Here is an 18,801-nt window from a genome sequence, read left to right as displayed (position 1 = left end):
AGCGCGCAAAACGAGCCTGAACCTCAGTGGCATCCATCATCACCCTCGCCGACGAAGCCAGATACGCGTTCGACAATCTCCTTGAAGGCGTGCTCGGCGGCCCGTCGACCCTGAGGCTCGGCGTCACCGGCCTGTCGCGCGCCGGCAAGACAGTCTTCATCACCGCACTCGTTCACAATCTCATCCATGGCGGCCGGCTTCCGCTCTTCGACGCCTACGCCTCTGGCAGGCTCGCCGGAGCCAAGCTGCAGCCGCAGCCCGACGACGCCGTCCCGCGTTTCGATTACGAATCGCATGTGCGCAATCTGGTCGATGCCCGCATCTGGCCGCGCTCGACGAGACGCATCAGCGAATTGCGCGTCACCCTGGAATACGAATCGGCGAGCACCTGGAAACGGACCTTCGGGCCGGGCCGGCTCGATCTCGACATCGTCGATTATCCGGGCGAATGGCTTCTCGATCTCGCTCTTCTCAACAAAAGTTACGGCGAATGGTCGGCCGAGGCTGTCGCCATGTCACGCGAACCGCATCGCCAGGAGCTCGCGTCCGAATGGCATCACCGTCTGCAGGGCGTCGATCCCGACGCGCCGGCCGATGAATTGAAGGCGCAGGAGCTCGCCGGCGCCTTCACCTCGTATCTGCGCGCAGCCCGAGCCGACGAATATGCGCTTTCGATGCTGCCACCCGGTCGCTTTTTGATGCCCGGCGACCTTGAAGGTTCGCCCGCCCTCACCTTTTCGCCGCTCGATATTTCGCCCGACCGCGAGCCGCTGCAGGACAGCCTCGCCGCCATGATGGCGCGTCGTTATGAATCCTACCGGACGCATGTGGTGAAGCCGTTCTTCCGCAACCATTTTGCGAGACTCGACCGGCAGATCGTGCTTGTCGACATGCTGGCCGCGCTCAACGCGGGTCCAGCGGCCTTGCGCGACCTCGAACAGGCGCTGGCGGACGTCCTCGCCTGCTTCCGGCCGGGTCGCGCGAGTTGGCTGACATCGATCTTGAGCCGCCGGATCGACAAGATCCTGTTTGCGGCGACGAAGGCCGATCATGTCCATCGCTCCGATCACGACAATCTCGGCGCCCTGCTCGCACGCCTGACTGAGAAGGCAGCAAAACGCGCGGAATTTGCCGGTGCCGAGGTCAGCGTCATGCCGATGGCGGCAGTTCGCGCCACCCGCGAGGTGACGGTAACCCGTGGCGGACGCAAGCTTCCAGCAATCGCCGGAGTCCCGCTCGAAGGTGAAGAGGTCGCGGGCGAAGTCTATGACGGCGCAAGCGAAATCGCCTTGTTTCCCGGGGACTTGCCGAAAGATCCGGAATCGATCTTCGAAGCCGCCCGGCAGTTCCAGTCGAAGCCGAGGGACCTTGCAGAGGAAGCCCACGACGACACGCTGGCGCTACGCTATCTGCGCTTCCGCCCGCCCCGGGTGGAGCGGAGTGAAACCGGCCTGAAACTCTCACTGCCGCACATACGCCTCGATCAGGCCCTGCAATTTCTTGTCGGAGACCGGCTGCAATGACCGCCTCGGAGACCCGCCGCGCCCCGGAAGCCTTCCGCCTAGACGAACCCGGGGAAGCCGAGATCGAAGAGGAGGTCTGGGAAGAGCTCGATCCCGAGGAAACGGATGCAGACCGGGCCGTCTCGACCATCATCGAGCCGAAAAAGAACGGCATCCGCTGGGGGCGGCTCGCAGTCGCCGCGGCTGGCGCGCTTCTGTCGCTTGCCATCGGCATTGCCATCGACGATCTCATTCGCAGTCTTTTCACGCGCGCCGACTGGCTCGGCTGGGTCGGCCTTGCCTGCCTCGGTCTCTTTCTTCTCGCGCTCGGCGCCATCATCGGCCGGGAAATCCTGGGGCTCGCGCGCCTCAAGGCGATCGCCCGCCTGCGCCTGACGGCAGACGCCGCGTACGAGGAGAACGATCCCGACAAGGCGCGCAAAGTCGTTAAAGAGCTGATCCATCAATATGCCGACCGGGCAGATACGGCGCAGGGTCGCCGACAGCTCAAGGAGCATCTCGGCGCGGTCATGGATGGCTCCGACCTAATTCGCCTAGCCGAGCGCGACCTCGTCGCAACCCTCGACCAGCGTGCCAAGCAGGCGATCTCGAGCGCGTCTCAGCGCGTCTCCGTGGTCACGGCCGTCAGCCCTCGTGCCCTCATCGACGTCGCCTATGTGTTGATCGCCTGCCTCAGCCTCATTCGCCGCGTCGCCGCCATTTACGGCGGCCGACCCGGTGTGATCGGCTTGATGCGCCTGACGGGCGCCGTCGTCAGTCACCTCGCGGTGACGGGGACGATCGCCATCGGCGACACGCTCCTCCAGCAGGTGGTGGGCCAGGGGCTTGCAGCGCGCCTCTCCGCCCGGCTCGGAGAAGGTGTCGTCAACGGGCTCATGACGGCCCGCATCGGTCTGTCCGCACTCGACGTTTGTCGGCCGGTGCCCTTCGTGGCGCAGCCGCGGCCCCGCCTCAAGGATCTGGCGGGCGATCTGATTTCGTTTTCCGCCTCCCGCCAGGAGGTCGTGGCAACATCCCCACGAAATGCTCGTAGGGTTAACGAATGATTGGCATTTGGCTCCTAGGCTGATCATCAGTTCAGGCCACGCCACATTCGGAGCCATTGATGTTGCGCGCTTTTTTCGTTGCAGCTCTTGCAATCTGCATTCCCGCGCTTGCCCCTCAGCCGGCCGCAGCGGCCGATGAGGACGCTGTCGCCTTCATGGAGCGCTTCGGGGGCGAATGGCGCGGCAGCGGCCGTCTTTTGATCGGTCCGGAAAGCGGTCTCCGCTTCCATTGCGCGCTCAACGGTGATCCGAGCCGCAGCATGATGGCCTTCGGTATGACCGGAAAATGCTGGACCGGTTCGCTCTCCGCGCCGGTCTACGCAAAGCTGCGCTACAACGGCGATCAGAAGCGCTTTTTCGGCTCCTTCATGGACGGCGCGGAAGGCGACGGTGCCAATATCATCGGCGAGCGCGACGGCGAAGGCTTCATGTTGAAGCTGATGCGCGGCGAACTCCAGGGGCTGCTGGATGCCGAACCGGCAGGCGACGGCAAGATGACCATCCTCCTTTCGCTCTATGATCCGAACTCGCGACGCTCTATTCCTGTTGCAGCAATGGGATTTGCGAGAGCCGGCTCCGATTCGCTGCCGATCTATGATCCGGCCATCACAGGATCGATCGAGCCCGCTAACAAATAGCGGACGGTGGAACCGGTTTTCGGGAATCTTCACGATTCACCCTCACCTTCGGTGTCGCCGGAGAGGGAAGCCGTATGTCAACCGCACAATCGTTGGAACGCGTCGTTAAGTCGGAAACCGAAGATCAGGCAGAGCCTCCCGCTCCAACAGCCGCGCCAGCTCTCGAAGCGACGATCGTGGAAGGCGCGGCAGCGTTGCTGTCGCTCACGTCCGATTGGCAAAGGCTGATCGAGGCCTCTCCTCGCGGCCGCATTTTTCAGACCCCGCAGCATCTGGCGATATGGGCGGAGCATTTTGCGAGCGATCCCAAGGTCGGTTTCAAATGCGTCGTTGTTCGCCGCAACGGTAAGGTCGAGCTGATCTGGCCTCTCGCCTTCTGGAAGATCGGCCCATTGCGGCTGGCGCAAACCGCCGGCGCACCCATTGCCCAATATGAAGACATTCTGGTCGCGCACAACGACGAGACCGCGGCGCTCTTCGCCCAGGCTCTCGCCGAAGTGGAGCGAGCCGGCATCGATCTCATCCTGATGGAGCGCGTGCGGGCCGATTCCGCACTCGCCTCGGCGCTGCCGCCGCAGACCGTTAAACTGGGCGAGGAAGAAGGCGCACCATTCGTCGACCTTGCCTCAGGCGACGTGGACAAGATCCTATCTGCCCGGAAAAGGGACTTGCGCCGCCAGCAGAAGAGACGCTGGGCGGCACTCGCGAAGGAAGGGGAAATCCGTCTTGAAGTTGCGCCAGACGCAGTCACCACCCAGCAATGGTTACAGAACACCATTCAGGTGAAACGTGAATGGCTGAGGGAGAAAGGTTTCACCAGCCGCGCCTTTCTCGACAAACGCAGCGATCGCTGCCTCCAGGCTTTGGCCGCGCATTACGGTGATCCCCGCGCAGACATTCGCATGATCGCCTCGCGGCTTGTCGTTGGCGATGCTGTTGCCGCTACAGCGATCGGCTTTCGCTACTGCGACGATTACTTCCTGTATATGGGAACGTTCGCACCAGAATATGCCCGGTTTGGGCCCGGCAACGTGCTGACGGAGCTGAATCTCCGCTGGTGCTGCGAAAACGACGTGACACGCTACGACATGATGGCACCGCGCTCTCGCAACAAGCACGAATGGAGGACGGGTGAAGTCCTCGTGCACGATTTCGGCGTGCCGCTGAGCTGGCGTGGCCGGTTCTACCTGCGCGCCGTACTGGGCTACGGCAAGCCGCGGCTGAAGCGCTTGTATTACGCCCTGCCTCTGCCGGTGCGCTCGCACCTGGCCAATCTGATGCTACGCCTCTAGCGGGCTTCCCACCCAGCCGGCAACGCCATGCTGCGGAACAGAGATCAGGTCACAAAAAAGGCGGCCGGAGCCGCCAATTCTCTTCAATCTCAAGGCTGCTGATTGCCTGCTTCGCAGCGGCAACCAGCAGCCCGTCTCAGATGACGCCGAGCTTCTTCTGCAGTTTCGACGAGGACGTCGTGTACTGGAAGACGACGCGCTCGTCTGGAGCGATGTAGTGCTTTGCGGCCTGCGCCATCAAAGCCGCCTCGTGGAAGCCCGAGAGGATCAGCTTCAGCTTGCCCGGATAGGTGTTGATGTCGCCGATGGCGAAGATGCCCGGCTCGGAGGACTGGAACTTCTCCGTATCCACCGGAATCAGATTCTCGTGGAGATTGAGACCCCATTCGGCGACCGGCCCGAGCTTCATCGTCAGTCCAAAGAACGGCAGCATGCGCGTGCAGGAGACTTCGATCTCCCCATCCGGCGTCTTGAGAACGGCCGCTTCCAGACTTCCGTCCCCGCCCTTGAGCGCAGTCACCTGCCCCTGCTGAAACGTCAGCTCGTGCTTTTCCTGCAGCGCGAACATCTTGTTGACGGAATCCGGCGCAGCCCGGAATTCTGGGCGCCGGTGGACGAGCGTCACGCTCTTTGCGATCGGATGCAGGTTCAAGGTCCAGTCCAGGGCCGAATCGCCACCGCCGACGATCAGGAGATCGTGGTCGCGGTAATCCTCCATGCGCCGCACCGCGTAGAAGACGGAGCTGCCTTCATAGGCTTCGATGCCCGGGATCGGAGGACGCTTCGGCTGGAACGACCCGCCGCCGGCAGCAACCACGACCGCCTTCGCCTTGATCGTCGTCGCGGCATCGGTCCTGAGAATGAAACCGCCATCTTCGGTGCGCTCGAGTTCGGAGACCATTTCGCCGAAATGGAACTCCGGATTGAAGGGAGCGATCTGCTCCATGAGCTTTTCGATGAGGCCCTGGGCCGAAATCTCCGGCCAGCCCGGAATGTCGTAGATCGGCTTCTCAGGATAGAGCTCGGCGCACTGGCCGCCCGGGCGATCGAGAATGTCGACCAGATGGCATTTCAGATCGAGCAATCCGAGCTCGAAAACGGCGAAAAGCCCGACGGGTCCCGCCCCGATGATGGCGACGTCGGTTTCAACAAGCGTTCCAGTCATGCTTGATGCTCCGGAATGGTGACGACGAGTCCGTCCAACTCGTCACGAACTCTGATCTGACAGGACAAGCGCGAGGTCGGCCGAACATCGTAAGCGAAATCCAGCATGTCCTCTTCCATCGGCTCCGGAGAGCCGGTGCGCTCGAACCATTCCTCGGCGACAAAGACATGGCAGGTCGCGCAGGCGCAGGCGCCGCCACATTCAGCTTCGATTCCGGGAAGGCCCTGCTTGAGAGCGGCTTCCATCACAGTGGAGCCATTTTCGGCTTCCACCTCGTGGCGGTCGCCGTCCAAACCGATAAAAGTGATTTTTGGCATGATCGATCCGTGTTGCGCCGCACGGGTTTAGGGACGCGGCGGGCGATGTCAAGAAGGGCACAAAACAGGTGCCCGCGTGTCGCAGGGAGCCGTGGCTCAGGTTCGGGCGAGATATCGCACAACCTCTTGCACGGCGGCTTCGAGCGGCGCAAGGTCGCAGCCTCCCGCTTTCAGCCGTTCTTCAGTGAGAGCGGCCACCAAAGCCAGTCTTTCGGCGCCAATATTGCGGGCAAGGCCCTTGAGGGCGTGCACCCTCTCACCGCGTGCAGAAGCGGTGGTCGCCTCCTTGACCTGATTGAAAAGCCGGTCCGCCTCGGTGACGAAAAGCGCCAGGATCTCAACCTTCAAGGCCTCGTTGTGCATCGTCTGCCGATCGAGATGGGCCTCATTGAGGATCGCAGCATCCTCCGCCATGGCCTGTTCCTTCGTGGAAGCGGATGGTTTTGCCCCCAAGGCCCGGGTGGCGTCCGCTTCCGCCACGCATGTGCCCCAAAATAGCCCGAATCTTAGCTCGCTACATGCACGACAGGCTGCAGCACATTCATATTATTCATGAAACAAGTGCACAGAAACGGGAAATCCGGTGATTCCGGCTTCTCAGGCCGTTACATAAATATTAGGATGCATTCACCCATTTTGATGGGAAGGCGCAGCTGTGTCCTGGTCGACACGGCTGCGTTCGGTATCGGGCGGCGGCGGTTCTACAGCCAAGGGGGTGGCAGGAATCGTCCAGAACGGGTGGCCCCTTTATATGTCACCCTCGCATGCCGGCAGAGACCGGCACGGCGTCCGTTGGAGTGGTTGCGTACGGACCGGAGCGAATGTCATGGGTAAAATACCAAAAGCGGAATCGACCGAAGCGGCGTTGTCGGCGGTCGAAGAAGCGCTGAGGATCGACTTCGGCGCCGCGGCGAACAGTCCTGCGAAAGCTTCAGGAGGTGCGGCGGCGGCAAAGCCCGTGCCCGCCAACAACGGCCGCTCCAAAAAGACGGAAGCGCCCACCAAGGCTGAAAAGCGTGCCGAGACGGAATCGTCCCGCAGCAGCGAGCGCAAGGCGCGTCGCGCTGCCAATGACGACGTTCGTTCCATCGGCAATCTTCTTTATGCCCTGCAGCGCCGGCCTTCCTACGCGCCTTTCTGGACCGCGCTTCTCATGTCGGCCGTATGGGCCGGCCTCGGCACGGCCTTCGGGATGGCACTCTGGCGCGACCAGATTGCAGCCCTCAATTCGATCGAACAGCTCCGCGAGGCGCCGCATCTCGTCGCTCTCGGTGTCGCGATCGTCGTCCCGGTCCTCCTGTTCTGGGTCATGGCGCTGATGATCTGGCGCTCTCAGGAGATGCGCATCGTCTCGCGCACCATGACAGAAGTCGCGCTTCGCCTTGCTGAGCCAGAGAACATCGCCAAGGAATCGATCGTCACCGTCGGCCAGGCGATCCGCCGTGAAGTCGCCTCCATGGGGGACGGCATCGAGCGGGCGCTGGCGCGCGCCAGCGAACTCGAAGTGCTGGTACAAAACGAAGTCGCATCGCTGGAGCGCTCCTATACAGACAATGAGATGCGCGTCCGCCGTCTCGTCGACGAGCTCGTCAACGAGCGCGAGGCGATCCTGCAGAACGCCGACCGCATCAAGGCGGCGATGGGCGGGGCGCACGAGACGCTGACCTCCGATCTCGCCAAGACCAGCGACCAGATTCTCTCCACCGCCGATGAAGCGGCGCGCCGCATTGCCGACCTGCTCGTCGAGCGTACCAAGAATGTGACCGTCGATCTCTCCCGCGCGGGAGACGATTTCGCCACCTCCATTTCGAGCCGTACGGAAAGCCTGCTGGAGCGCATCAATCAGGTGAGCGGCCAGATCGGCGATACGATCGACCACCGCGGCGAAGAACTCGTCGGCCGGCTGAACCGCAGCCAGTCGGAAGCCACCGAGAGCTTCACAGAACGCGGCAGTGAGCTTCTGGAGCGCATCCGCGCCGCCAGCGAAGGGCTGAACGAGCTCATCGCCTCCAAGGGCGGCGAACTCAACGACCGCATCGTCGAGGCTCAGGATCGGCTCAACTATACGCTGACGGAACGCTCCACGGCCCTTCTCGAAAATCTCGGCCAATCGAGCCAGCGCATCGAAAACGCCATCCTGGTCGATGGGCCCGCACTTGCCGAACGTATGTCGAGCCGCGGCGAAGAGCTTGCCGAACGTATGACCTCGAGCAGCGATCGCCTCACCCGCCAGCTCACGGAGACCGGCGAAGCGATGACCGGTCGTCTCGTCACGAGCAGCGAAGAACTGACCGGCCGCCTCCTCTCCAGCAGCGAAGAGCTGAGCGGGCGGATTACGACGTCGAGCCGTCAGTTCACCGACCGGATTTCTTCAACTGGCGAAGAGCTCATCTCACGCCTGGAGACCGGCGGCGAGGATGTGGCCGCCCGCATCACGGCGAGCGCCGATGCGCTGAATGACCGGCTGGGCACCACGGGAGCCGATATCGCCGGACGCATCACCATCCGCGGCGACGAGCTCGTCGAGCAGCTCGGCGCGCGTGGCGATGCCATCGCCGACCGCATCGGAGAAAAGACCGAGGAAACGGCGAGCCGGCTGGAACGGGCGAGCGACATCGTCGTCAACACACTCGATACCCGTTCGCGCAATGTCATCGACCAGCTCGGCCAGACCGGAAAGTCGATTTCGGTTGCCATGCACACCGAGCTCGAAGGTGTCACGCAGCGCCTGACGGATGCGGAGCGCAGACTGTCGACGACCGGCGAACGTGTCGCCGGCACCGTGGAAGAGCAGGTTGGCCGCATCGAAACCGGCTTCGATCAGAGCGCAGATCGCCTCAAGGGACGTCTGTCGGAGATCGAAGAGACGGTCAAAGGCTCCGCCATTCGCCTGGAAGAAGCCGGCGACAATGTCGGCGAACGCCTGCGCCAGAACGTCGATATAAATGTTGAGCGTTTTTCGGGACGCCTCTCCGAGATGGAAGGGACCGTCAAGAGCTCGGCCGAGCGGCTTGAAGAGGCTGGCAATGGCGTGGCTGAACGCTTCCGCCAGAATATCGACGTCAACGTCGAGCGTCTCGCGGGCCGCCTCTCCGAAATGGAAAATTCGGTGCGCGGATCGGCCGAGCGCCTGGTGGAAACCGGCGACGATGTCGCCCGCCGCCTCGGCGCCAGCATCGACGGCAATGCCGACCGGCTCGCCGGCCGTCTTTCGGAGATGGAGGATTCCGTCAGGAGTTCTGCCGATCGCCTGGAAGAAGCCGGCAACGGCGTGGCCGAACGCCTGCGCCAGAACATCGACGTCAATGTCGAGCGTCTCGCAGGCCGCCTCTCCGAAATGGAAGGCTCCGTCCGCGGCTCGGCCGACCGTCTGGTGGAGACCGGCGACGATGTCGCCCGCCGCCTCGGCGCGAGCCTCGACGGCAATGCGGATCGCCTCGCCGGACGCGTTGCAGAGATGGAAGACGCACTGCGCAATTCCGCCGGCCGTCTCGAGCAGGCGAGCGACAGCGCGGGCCAACGCCTGCGTCAGAATATCGACGTCAACGTCGAGCATCTCGCCGGCCGTCTTTCCGAGATGGAGACGTCCGTTCTCTCCTCGGCAACCCGGCTCGAAGAAGCCGGCGAGCGCGTGTCGGAGCGGCTCGGCTCCAGCCTCGACAGCAATGTCGACCGCCTGACGGGCCGCCTGTCCGACATCGAGGACACGTTGCGGGCCTCGGCCGGACGTCTCGAGGAAACTGGCGAGCACGTCTCAGAGCGTCTGCAGCGTAGCGTCGACGGCAATGTCGAACGCTTGAACGTCCTCTTCGACGATCGCGGCAATACGATTTCGGAGACGCTCGACCAGAAGACGGCGATGCTGTCGACCGTGCTCGGCGAGCGTGGCCAGGCTCTCGGCGCCATGATCGACGGTCACGTCGCTCAGGTCGGAGAGACCCTCGACGGCCGCCTCGGCGGATTCGAGACACGCCTCAAGGAAAGCGCCGAGAACGTTGCGGTCCGCCTCGCCTCCTCGGCCGAGACGATCGAGATGGCCGTGTCGGCGCGACTGTCGAACTTCGAAAACCGCGTCACGGCGCGCATCGGCGAGGTCACGCAGGAATTCGGCGAACGCGCCGACGGCCTGTCGGAGACGCTCGACGACCGCCTCGGACGCATCAACACGGCGCTCGACACGCGGGCACGCCAGATCAGCGACACGCTGGTGGCACGCACCCGCGAAATCGCCACGGCCTTCAACGAAGGCCAGTCGGAGATGACGACGAGCCTCGACGCACGCCTCGGCGAACTCGGCGAAACCCTGACCAGCAAGACGCAGGAGCTGACGGAGACGATCGCCAGCCGCATGATCGACGTCAATGCGAGCTTCGGCGAGCGCCTGATGGCCGTGGAACACAGTTTTGCCGACCGGGCGAACTCGCTGCAGGCGACGCTCACCGGCACCAGCGACGCGCTCAACGAGAAGACCGAAACGCTGAACAACATGCTGACCCAGCGTCAGAGCGAACTCGCTTCGGTCATCGATTCGCGCTCGTCGATCCTGGTGGAGACGATCGAGAACCGCGGGCGCTTCGTTATCGACGGCCTGGAGAACCAGAACCGCATCCTCACCGACACCTTCGGAACGCAGGCGGAGAGCTTCGTGGAAGGCCTCGAGGGACGCACCCGAGACCTCACCGAGGCGCTGGACAGCCGTCGCTCCGGCCTCATGGAGGATCTCGAACGGCAGCGCGACAGCCTCTTTGAGGGTATGGAGGATCGCAGCCGCAACACGGCCGATGCCATCCGCGCGACGAGCGAGGAATCGCTTGCCCGCCTGGACGACAGTGCCCGCGCGCTTCTGTCCAACCTCAGCACGCATTCCCACAACATCATCGATGCGGTCACCGGCACCAACGCCCGCTTCCGCACCGATATCGATTCGCTGCTGACGCGGATGGAAGAAACCAACGCACAGCTGAGCGAAGTTCTGGGATCGAGCGGAGAGCAGCTCTCCGCGATCGAGAGCAACCTCGCCGGCCAGGCGGAGAGCTTGCGCAACGCCCTCTCGGCGGCAGCGCAGGACACCTCCACCTCGACCTCGATCCTCTCCGACCAGATCAAAACGCTGCGCGACGTGTCGACCCACGTGCTGCGTGACATCACGGCCATCGCCTCGCAGTTCGACAGCCAGTCTGAATCGCTTTCGGAAGCCGGACGCATGCTCGACGAGGCCAACCGCACGATGGAAGGCCGCATCAGCGGCTCCACCGAGGCGTTGGAAGCGATGGCGCAGGGCCTCACCGGCCAGGCCTCTTCCGTCGAAGAGCAGCTTACGCGCCTCACGGCGATGCTCTCCGATACGCTTGGATCGGCCGAAGAGCGCATCAATTCGGTCGCTGATTCCTTGAGCTCGCGTGCCTCTCTGTCCGCGCAGCGGGCAACCGAAGAGCTGGCCCAGAGCCTCGGCGCGGCGGAAGAGCGGGTGAGCGCCATCGCGAACTCTCTCACCTCCACGGCGTCGGATTCGGCTCGCCAGGCCGCAGAGGAACTCGCCGCGAGCCTCGCGGAGGCGGAGGAGCGCATCAACGCCATCTCCGGCTCGCTCAGCACGCGCGCGGCCATGTCGGCCCGTCAGGCCGTCGAGGAGCTCGCAGAGAACCTTTCGCAGGCGGAAGAGCGCATTGCCGCCCTCACCGGCTCCCTGTCGTCTGCGGCCTCCGATACGGCCCGCAGCACGTCGGAGGAACTGGATCGGGCTATCGGTTCGGCCGAAGAGCGCGTTGCCTCTCTCGCGGAATCGTTGAGCGCCAAGACCTCGATGTCGGTTCAGACCACCTCGCAGGAGCTGGAAACCACGTTGACCGCGGCCATGCAGCGGATCAACGAGGTGGCCGATGCCCTGAGCGCCCGCGCGGCACAATCCGCCACCGGCGCTTCGGAAGAGCTGGAGCAGACCTTGAGCTCGGCCGAGCAGCGTGTGGCGCAGATCGCCCAGGCGCTTGGTCGTCGGGCCGAGGAAGCCGCACGCGCCGCCATCAGCCAGTTCGAGACGATGCGGCTTGCCGCCATCGCCGAAGGCCAGCGGACGGTGGAAAGCGTGGAACAGGCCCGCGCTGAACTGACGGAACGCCTCGCCGACGTGACGACCGGGTCCGACGAAAAGGTCCGCGCGGCGAGCGAGCGGCTTATGTCGGAAATCTCCGAGGCCGTCGAAAGCGCCACGGAGCGCTTCGCCGAAACCGCGGAGAAAATGCGTCATGCCGCCCGCGACATGAAGAGCGAGCTTGAATCGGCACGCGAGGATCTCCGTCGCGGCGTCAAAGACATGCCGGAAGAAGCCCGTCACGCTTCGGAAGCGATGCGCCGCGCCATCACCGAGCAGATCGAGGCGATCTCGGCTCTGACCGACATCGTCTCGCGCCGCGAAGGTTCAGCAAAGCGTCCCGCCCAGCCGGCAGCGGCGACGCCGCGGCGGGAAGAAGCCGTCGAAGCAGCACCGCAGCCGCGCAGCCTGCCCCGTGCGGCAAATCTGGAGACGGAAAGCGCGTCCGACCGCGCCCCGATCGCACCGCGCTCGACGGGGCCAGCTCCGGCCAGCGCCCCTTCGGCACCTGCAGCGGCGCCTGAGCCGGTGCCTGCCCAGACCCCGCAACCGGCGGTCCAACAGCCCCCTGCCCAACAGCCCGCAGCCCAGCAGACGCAGTGGAGCGAGCGTTTTGCCCGTCCCGCAGCGCAGCCTGAGCCGAAACCGGAAGCGCGCCCGCAAGGCGAGCGTCGCGGTTGGGTGGCGGATCTCTTGCGGCGCGCCTCGAGCGACGAGAGCGAGTACGACACGGGACCGGAGCCCACCTCCGCCCCGACCCCGCAGCCCGCTCCCACGACGCAGAATGCGACGCCGGGCCGTTCGCCCTCGCAGATGGTGGAGAGCCTCAACTCGCTGTCCGTTGACATCGCCCGGGCGATCGACCATCAGGCCGCGCTCGAGCTGTGGGAGCGCTACCGCAAGGGAGAGCGCAACGTCTTCACGCGGCGCCTCTACACGATCCAGGGTCAGAAGACGTTCGACGAGATCCGGCGCAAATACGAGCGCGACGGCGAATTCCGCCGTGCGGTCGATCATTACATCGCCGATTTCGAGAAACTTCTCGACCAGCTGGCGAAGCGCCAGAAGGACCCGGCAATGGCGCAAAGCTACCTCGCATCGGACACCGGCAAGGTCTACACGATGCTGGCCCATGCGGCGGGCCGGCTGAGCTAAGCCAGTCGATCACGGACAAAAGAAAGGGCGGCCGCGAGCCGCCCTTTTTTGTTGTCTCCAAATGGCCATGAGAAAGCTGAGGAGAGTCTCAAAGGTCTCAGCCCGGGCTTGAACCGCCGAGGCGCAGCAGGACCGTCAGCCCGGCAGCGTCACAATGATCGGATCTCGATCAGTCGCGACGATCGTGTGCTCGTACTGCACCACGGGGGCGGAGGGCTCGCTATAGAGTGTCCATCCGTCGTCACCCTCGGCCGCCCAGAGACCGCCTGTCGACAGGAACGGCTCGACGGTGAGCACGAGCCCCTTATTGATACGCCGCCGGTCGCTCAGCGTGGGCCAGGTCGCGATCTCTCCCGGATATTCGTGCAGGGAACGCCCCACCCCGTGGCTGGCAAGATTGCGGATGAGCGTGTAGCCGCGCTGCGAAGCGAAACGCCCAATGGCAGCTCCGATGGCCGCGAGCGGCCGGTCACTGCCGACCTGTGCGATGCCGATCTGCATGGCGCGCTCCCCATCTTTGCACAGGCGCTCCAGCGAAGGCTCGACGGGACCGACGCGAAACGTTGCCCCGGTATCGGCAAAATAGCCGTTCTTGGAAGCCGAAACGTCGATATTGACCAGATCGCCTTGAGCGATCATCCGGTCGCCGGGGATCCCGTGTGCGATTTCCTCATTCACGCTGATGCAGGTGGCGCCCGGAAAATCGTAACAGCTTTGCGGTGCGGAGACGGCGCCTTGCCGATCGAGAAACGCCCGGCCGATGTCGTCCAGTTCTCTGGTCGTCATCCCGGGCTCCATCGCTTTCGCCATCAAGCGCATGGCATTGGCGACGATGCGCCCGATTTCCTTCAGCCCATCCAGTTCGTCTTGGTTGGTGACCGTCACGCTTCGAATCTCGCGGGGCAGGAAAAATCACACGGCGGCAGCACCAGCGATCTCCCGCCGGAAGGAGTGAGAGCCGCGGCGATCAGCTACACGCTCGTCAGCGTCCAGCTGGCGATCTCGGCGAACGCCTGATCCATCGCCCGGTTCAGGCCGGCGACGATCGCGGCGTTGTCGTTGCTTCCGACCGGGCTTTCCGCGTGGACGACGCGCGAGGCGACGACGCGGCCGTTGCGGTCGTTGAGAAGCTTGACGCTGAAGTTCGCGACGGCGACGCCGTTCCTGAGCTCGAAGGCGCGCACGTCGAGGACGATCTGATAGTCGATCAAAAGCCCCTGCCCCGGCAGGCCGACGGCTTTCACACGCCCGGTATTCTGCAGCGTCTCCATGAGCCGCGCCTGCAGCAGCCGCGGCAGCGTGTCGGGCCAGGCCGCTCCCGGCAGGTACGCGAGCTCGGCGGGCGTCGGACGCGCGGCAATGCGCGTCGTGTCGAGGCTTGCGAGCGCGGCAGGCACTGGAACCAGGATTTGCGCGGATGTCCCGGCGCGCACAGAAACATCCTGCGGCGCGGTCAAATCATAGATGGAATCAGGTGTCTTCGGCAGTACGGCGCAGCCGCCGAGCAGCAACAGAGAGACGAGCGCCGCGGCCCCGGCCATGCCTCCGAAGCGGCGCCGGCGCCGAGAGTTGGCCTTACCGATATCCTTGCGCATGTTCATCCAATCGCCCTTGCGAGCTCTGCCCCAACCGGACTTTGCCATCATCGTCGCCATTACCGTCTTTGGCCGCGATAGGTGGGCGCGTTGTCTCCGCCGAAGATCAAGCGGCCCGGGTTCTGTTCCAGATCGGAAATCAGCGAATCCAGCCGTGACACGGTTCGCCGACCCTCGTTCACGAACTGGCGGATATCGGCAAGCCCCCGGCTGGAAAAATCCGAAGCCCCGGAGCCGATCGTCTTTGCCTGCTCGTTGAAGGTCGCCGCAGCCGTCTGGATTTCGGCGAGCGTTGCCCGCGCCTGGGCGATCAGCCCCTGCCCCTCCTCGCTCGAGGCGGTGTCGTCGAGCGTGCCGAGAAGCCCCTCGGCCTTCGCACTCAGAATGCCGAGCCGGTCCGACACCTGGCGCGCATTGGCGAGGATGACGCGGATGTCCTCTCGCGATTCGTCGACCGTCGTCGCGACCCGGTTGATGCTGTCGACCGTGTCGGTGATCTTCTGCGGATCGACGCTCGCGACGACCTCGCTCGCATCGTTGACCATCGTCTGCACCTTTTGCGGGTCGACGGCGGCAAGTACCTTGTCGGCCTGAGTGCTGACGGAGGCGAGGCGCGTCACCAGCTCGTCGATCTGTTCGCGCCGCGCCTTGAGCGTTGCGGCGAGATCGGAGACGCCTTCGACGGTGGTGCGAATGCGCTCAGGATCGATGGCCGCGCTGATCCGGTCGACATTGTCGACGGTTGAGGAAATTTTCGCGGGATCGACGCTCGCCACGATCGTTTCCGCCTGATCGACGACACTGCGCACGCGCTCCGGATCGACCGCTGCCAGCACCTCGTCGAGGCGCGTACTGACGGCAGAAAGCCGGGTGACGAACTGGTCGATATCGGCCTGTCTGGCGCTCAGCGTCGCCGCAAGATCGGACGCGCCCTTGACGGCCGTGCGTACCTCTTCCGGATCGATCGCTCCACTCACCCGGTCGATATTGTCGAGCGTGCGGGCGAGCTTTTCCGGATCGACGGCTTCGAGAATGGGACCGGTCTTCGCCTGAACTTCGCTCACCAGGAGGTCCGCTTTCTCGCCGACATTGCGCATGCGATCGGAGAACTCGCGCACATCGTCGGAAACGCCGGAGAGATTCTCGACGAACTTGCGCACTTCCGCGCTCGTATCTCCGAGCGACTGGCTGAATTCGGCGACATTGTCGACGGTCTGCGAGACTTTGTCGGGCTGCACCGAGGCAACGATCGCATCCGCCTTGGCGATGATGCCATCGAGCTTTCCCGACATCCCGGCCATACCCTCGGCCGCGCTGGAGACGGAATCGATCAGCCTCGAGATCTGCTGCGAGTTGTCGCTAAGCGCCCCGGAAAAGGTGTCGACATTGGAGATGATCCGATTGATGCCGTCGCGGTTGTCAGCAACGATCTTGTCGATGGCATCGAGGGTGGATTCCGCCCGTCCGGCAATCTCGCGTGCCGAGGCCATGAGATCCTGCATGTTGGACTGCTTGGCCACGAGCACGGGGACGTCATCCTCCGTCTGCTCCCACACGTCCGGCTCGTTGGCGGAGCCCCCGACCATCTCGATATAGCCGACGCCAGTCACACCCTGGAAGCCAAGCGAGACCTCGGTGTCCGACTTGATGGGCGTGTTGGCACCGACAGAGACGCGCGCATAGACGCGTGAGGGATCCGACGGATCGATCTCCAAAGACTTCACGTCGCCCACCTTGATGCCGTTGAAGAGCACCAGCGCCCCTTTGGTGAGGCCGGTGATGGAGCCGGAGAAGACGATGCGCAGCGGCTGCTGCTCCTGCGAGCCCTCCCCGGCCGCCATCCAGTAGATGAAGCCGAAGGCCGCAACCAGGACAGCAAGGGTGAAGGCGCCGATGACGGCTGTATTGGCTTTGCTTTCCATGTTTATCGGCTCACTTCCGAAAGACCGGCCGCCCGCGCGCGCTCGCCGCTGAAGTAATCACGGACCCAGGGATGGTCGAAGCGCTCCATCGTCGCGATGTCACCTTCGACAAGAATGCGTTTTTCACCGACCACGGCAATGCGATCGACGATGGCGTGCAGTGTGTCGAGATCGTGGGTTACCATGACGACGGTCAAACCCAAAGTCTCGCGAAGATCGGCAATCAGTTGATCGAAAGCCGCCGCCGAAATGGGATCGAGCCCCGACGTCGGCTCGTCCAGAAAAACGATCTCCGGGTCAAGTGCCAGCGCGCGGGCAAGGGCCGCGCGCTTGATCATGCCGCCGGAAAGTTCTGACGGATATTTGATGCCGTCGGCGGCCCGCAATCCGACGAGTTCGACCTTCATCGTCGCCAGAGATTCCATCAAAGCTTCCGGAAGATCGAGGTATTCGCGCATCGGCACCATGATGTTGTCGGCGACGCTCAGCCCCGAAAACAAGGCGCCCTGCTGGAAGAGAACACCCCAACGGCGCTCGAGCTCTGGGTTACCCCCCTTCGTCAGGTCGTGTCCGAAAGCCGTGATGCGGCCTTCCCGGCGCGGCAGAAGACCGAGAATGGCACGCGTCAGCACCGATTTGCCGGCGCCCGACGCACCGACGATCGCAAGCACTTCGCCGCGATAGATATCGAGGTCGAGATTTTGAAGGATCGGCTTGTCGCCGAAGCCGACGGTCAGGCCGCGCACCGAAATGATCGGCTCTTTGCCCTTGCCGCTGGTTCGTCCGTCGGACCCGTTCCCGCTTTTGTTGGTCGTCTGCTCCATCAAGACCTCAAAAGCCGATCGCGGCGTAGAAGACGGCAAACAACCCGTCGACGACGATCACCATGAAAATCGCCTTCACCACGGAGGCGGTCGTCCGGCGACCGAGCGATTCCGCGCTGCCCCCGACCGCCATGCCCTCGGTGCAGGCAATGAGACCGATGATGAGCGCCATGAAAGGCGATTTATAAAGGCCTGAGAGGAAGCTCGACATATCGATGGCGTCGTGCAGGCGAGCGATGAAAGCATCAGGCGTGATGCTCGAATAAAGCCACAGCATCATCATGCCACCTGCGAGAGTGGCAAGCGCAGCGATGAAGGACAGCAGCGGCAGAACGATCAACAGCGCCAGGATGCGCGGCAGGATGAGAACATTGATCGGATCCATGCCCATCACGCGCAACGCGTCGATTTCCTCGCGCATCTGCATGGAGCCAAGCTCCGCGGTGATGGCGCTGCCCGAGCGGCCCGCAACCATGATGGCGGTCAACAAGAGCGAGATTTCGCGCAAAGCGAGAATGCCGAGAAGATCGACGGAGAAGACTTCAGCGCCGAAATAGCGCAGCTGGAAGGCCGATTGCTGGGCGAGGATGGCGCCGATGATGAAGGACATCAGCACCACGATCGGCACGGCGCGAAGCCCGATCATCTCCATCTGGTTGATGATCGCATAAAACCGCGCCGAACCCGGATGCAGGATGACGTGCAGGATTTCCAGGATCACCGAGCCGAGCATGGTGACGATGCGTCTCGCATCCGCGATGATCGACAGGACAGTCTGCCCGACATCGGCAAAAACGTTCGACTTCTTGGGGTGCGGTAGCGTCTCGCCGTCTTTGAGCGCCACGCGCACCCTCTCGATCAGGGTCTCGCGTCCGTCCTCCGCGCCGACATAGGTGACGTCCCGGCCCGATTCCCGCCAGGCTTTCTCCAGCCGCACGAGGAGAAAAGCGCCCGCTGTGTCGAGCGTCTCAAGTTCGGACAGATCGATTTCCAGACGGTGCGCACGGCTCTCCTGATCGCCCGTCGCCTTCTGCAGCGAACGGCCGAGATTGGCGGCCTGGTCGATCGCCCACACCCCCTTGGGCCGCAGGACAAAACGCTCGCCGACCAGTTCGTAGGAGAGATCGGACGTCATAACCTCACGTGACGTAACAACAGCTGACGCTGCCCTTGCAGCGTGCTAACGGTGCGGCCTTCATGGCGCGGACTTTGCCCGCACCGACCAGGCATCACAAG

General features: G+C 63.7%; 13 protein-coding genes. 5 read left to right on the top strand and 8 right to left on the bottom strand.

The features are described 5' to 3' along the window. Positions 1 to 26 precede the first annotated feature (26 nt). The 4 genes from EO094_RS07825 (at position 27) to EO094_RS07810 (ending at position 4,499) form a co-directional block, all read left to right on the top strand. On the top strand, positions 27 to 1,523 hold the full coding sequence (locus EO094_RS07825; protein WP_128291651.1) for a YcjX family GTP-binding protein: 1,497 nt from the start codon (positions 27 to 29) through the stop codon (positions 1,521 to 1,523). Further along, the gene (locus EO094_RS07820; RefSeq protein WP_128291650.1) at positions 1,520 to 2,569 is read left to right on the top strand and encodes a YcjF family protein; all 1,050 of its coding nucleotides are present in this window, start codon (positions 1,520 to 1,522) and stop codon (positions 2,567 to 2,569) included. Before EO094_RS07825 ends, EO094_RS07820 begins: the two co-directional genes overlap by 4 nt. A 59-nt stretch (positions 2,570 to 2,628) precedes the next feature. Beyond that, complete coding sequence (locus EO094_RS07815) at positions 2,629 to 3,207, top strand: hypothetical protein (protein ID WP_128291649.1); 579 nt, start codon at positions 2,629 to 2,631, stop codon at positions 3,205 to 3,207. Between the two features lie 176 nt (positions 3,208 to 3,383). Beyond that, positions 3,384 to 4,499, top strand: coding sequence for a GNAT family N-acetyltransferase (locus tag EO094_RS07810; RefSeq protein ID WP_164879585.1), 1,116 nt, complete (start codon positions 3,384 to 3,386; stop codon positions 4,497 to 4,499). 136 nt (positions 4,500 to 4,635) lie between these two features. On the opposite strand, the gene EO094_RS07805 is transcribed toward EO094_RS07810, so the two are convergent. From EO094_RS07805 to EO094_RS07795, 3 genes are all read right to left on the bottom strand, one after another. After that, positions 4,636 to 5,664, bottom strand: coding sequence for an NAD(P)/FAD-dependent oxidoreductase (locus EO094_RS07805; protein WP_128291647.1), 1,029 nt, complete (start codon positions 5,662 to 5,664; stop codon positions 4,636 to 4,638). Beyond that, positions 5,661 to 5,981, bottom strand: a complete 321-nt coding sequence (locus EO094_RS07800; RefSeq protein ID WP_128291646.1) for a 2Fe-2S iron-sulfur cluster-binding protein — start codon at positions 5,979 to 5,981, stop codon at positions 5,661 to 5,663. Before EO094_RS07800 ends, EO094_RS07805 begins: the two co-directional genes overlap by 4 nt. Positions 5,982 to 6,077: 96 nt before the next feature. Continuing rightward, a complete protein-coding gene (locus EO094_RS07795) occupies positions 6,078 to 6,395 on the bottom strand; it encodes an Hpt domain-containing protein (RefSeq protein WP_128291645.1) in 318 nt (105 codons plus the stop codon). 412 nt (positions 6,396 to 6,807) lie between these two features. Between EO094_RS07795 and EO094_RS07790 the strand changes: the two genes are divergently transcribed. Next, positions 6,808 to 13,224 carry an apolipoprotein A-IV repeat region-like domain-containing protein gene (locus EO094_RS07790; RefSeq protein WP_164879584.1) on the top strand — a complete coding sequence of 2,139 codons (6,417 nt, stop codon included), beginning with the start codon at positions 6,808 to 6,810 and terminating at the stop codon, positions 13,222 to 13,224. A gap of 135 nt (positions 13,225 to 13,359) precedes the next feature. Here the strand turns inward: EO094_RS07790 and map are convergent, their stop codons facing one another. From map to EO094_RS07765, 5 genes are all read right to left on the bottom strand, one after another. Further along, complete coding sequence (gene map / locus EO094_RS07785; RefSeq protein WP_128291643.1) at positions 13,360 to 14,109, bottom strand: type I methionyl aminopeptidase; 750 nt, start codon at positions 14,107 to 14,109, stop codon at positions 13,360 to 13,362. 86 nt (positions 14,110 to 14,195) lie between these two features. Further along, entirely contained in the window at positions 14,196 to 14,825 is a 630-nt protein-coding gene (locus EO094_RS07780) for an ABC-type transport auxiliary lipoprotein family protein (RefSeq protein WP_246008389.1), read from the bottom strand. A 53-nt stretch (positions 14,826 to 14,878) separates the two neighbouring features. Then, positions 14,879 to 16,741, bottom strand: a complete 1,863-nt coding sequence (locus tag EO094_RS07775; protein ID WP_128291642.1) for an MlaD family protein — start codon at positions 16,739 to 16,741, stop codon at positions 14,879 to 14,881. A 2-nt stretch (positions 16,742 to 16,743) separates the two neighbouring features. Beyond that, positions 16,744 to 17,565, bottom strand: coding sequence for an ABC transporter ATP-binding protein (locus tag EO094_RS07770; RefSeq protein WP_128291641.1), 822 nt, complete (start codon positions 17,563 to 17,565; stop codon positions 16,744 to 16,746). A gap of 7 nt (positions 17,566 to 17,572) precedes the next feature. Continuing rightward, a complete protein-coding gene (locus EO094_RS07765; RefSeq protein ID WP_128291640.1) occupies positions 17,573 to 18,700 on the bottom strand; it encodes an ABC transporter permease in 1,128 nt (375 codons plus the stop codon). Positions 18,701 to 18,801 lie beyond the last annotated feature (101 nt).

The organism is Afifella aestuarii, from assembly GCF_004023665.1.
In the GTDB taxonomy this organism is placed as follows: domain Bacteria; phylum Pseudomonadota; class Alphaproteobacteria; order Rhizobiales; family Afifellaceae; genus Afifella; species Afifella aestuarii.
Note: the sequence above shows the minus strand (reverse complement) of the source record. Positions and strands in the feature narration are given on the sequence as shown.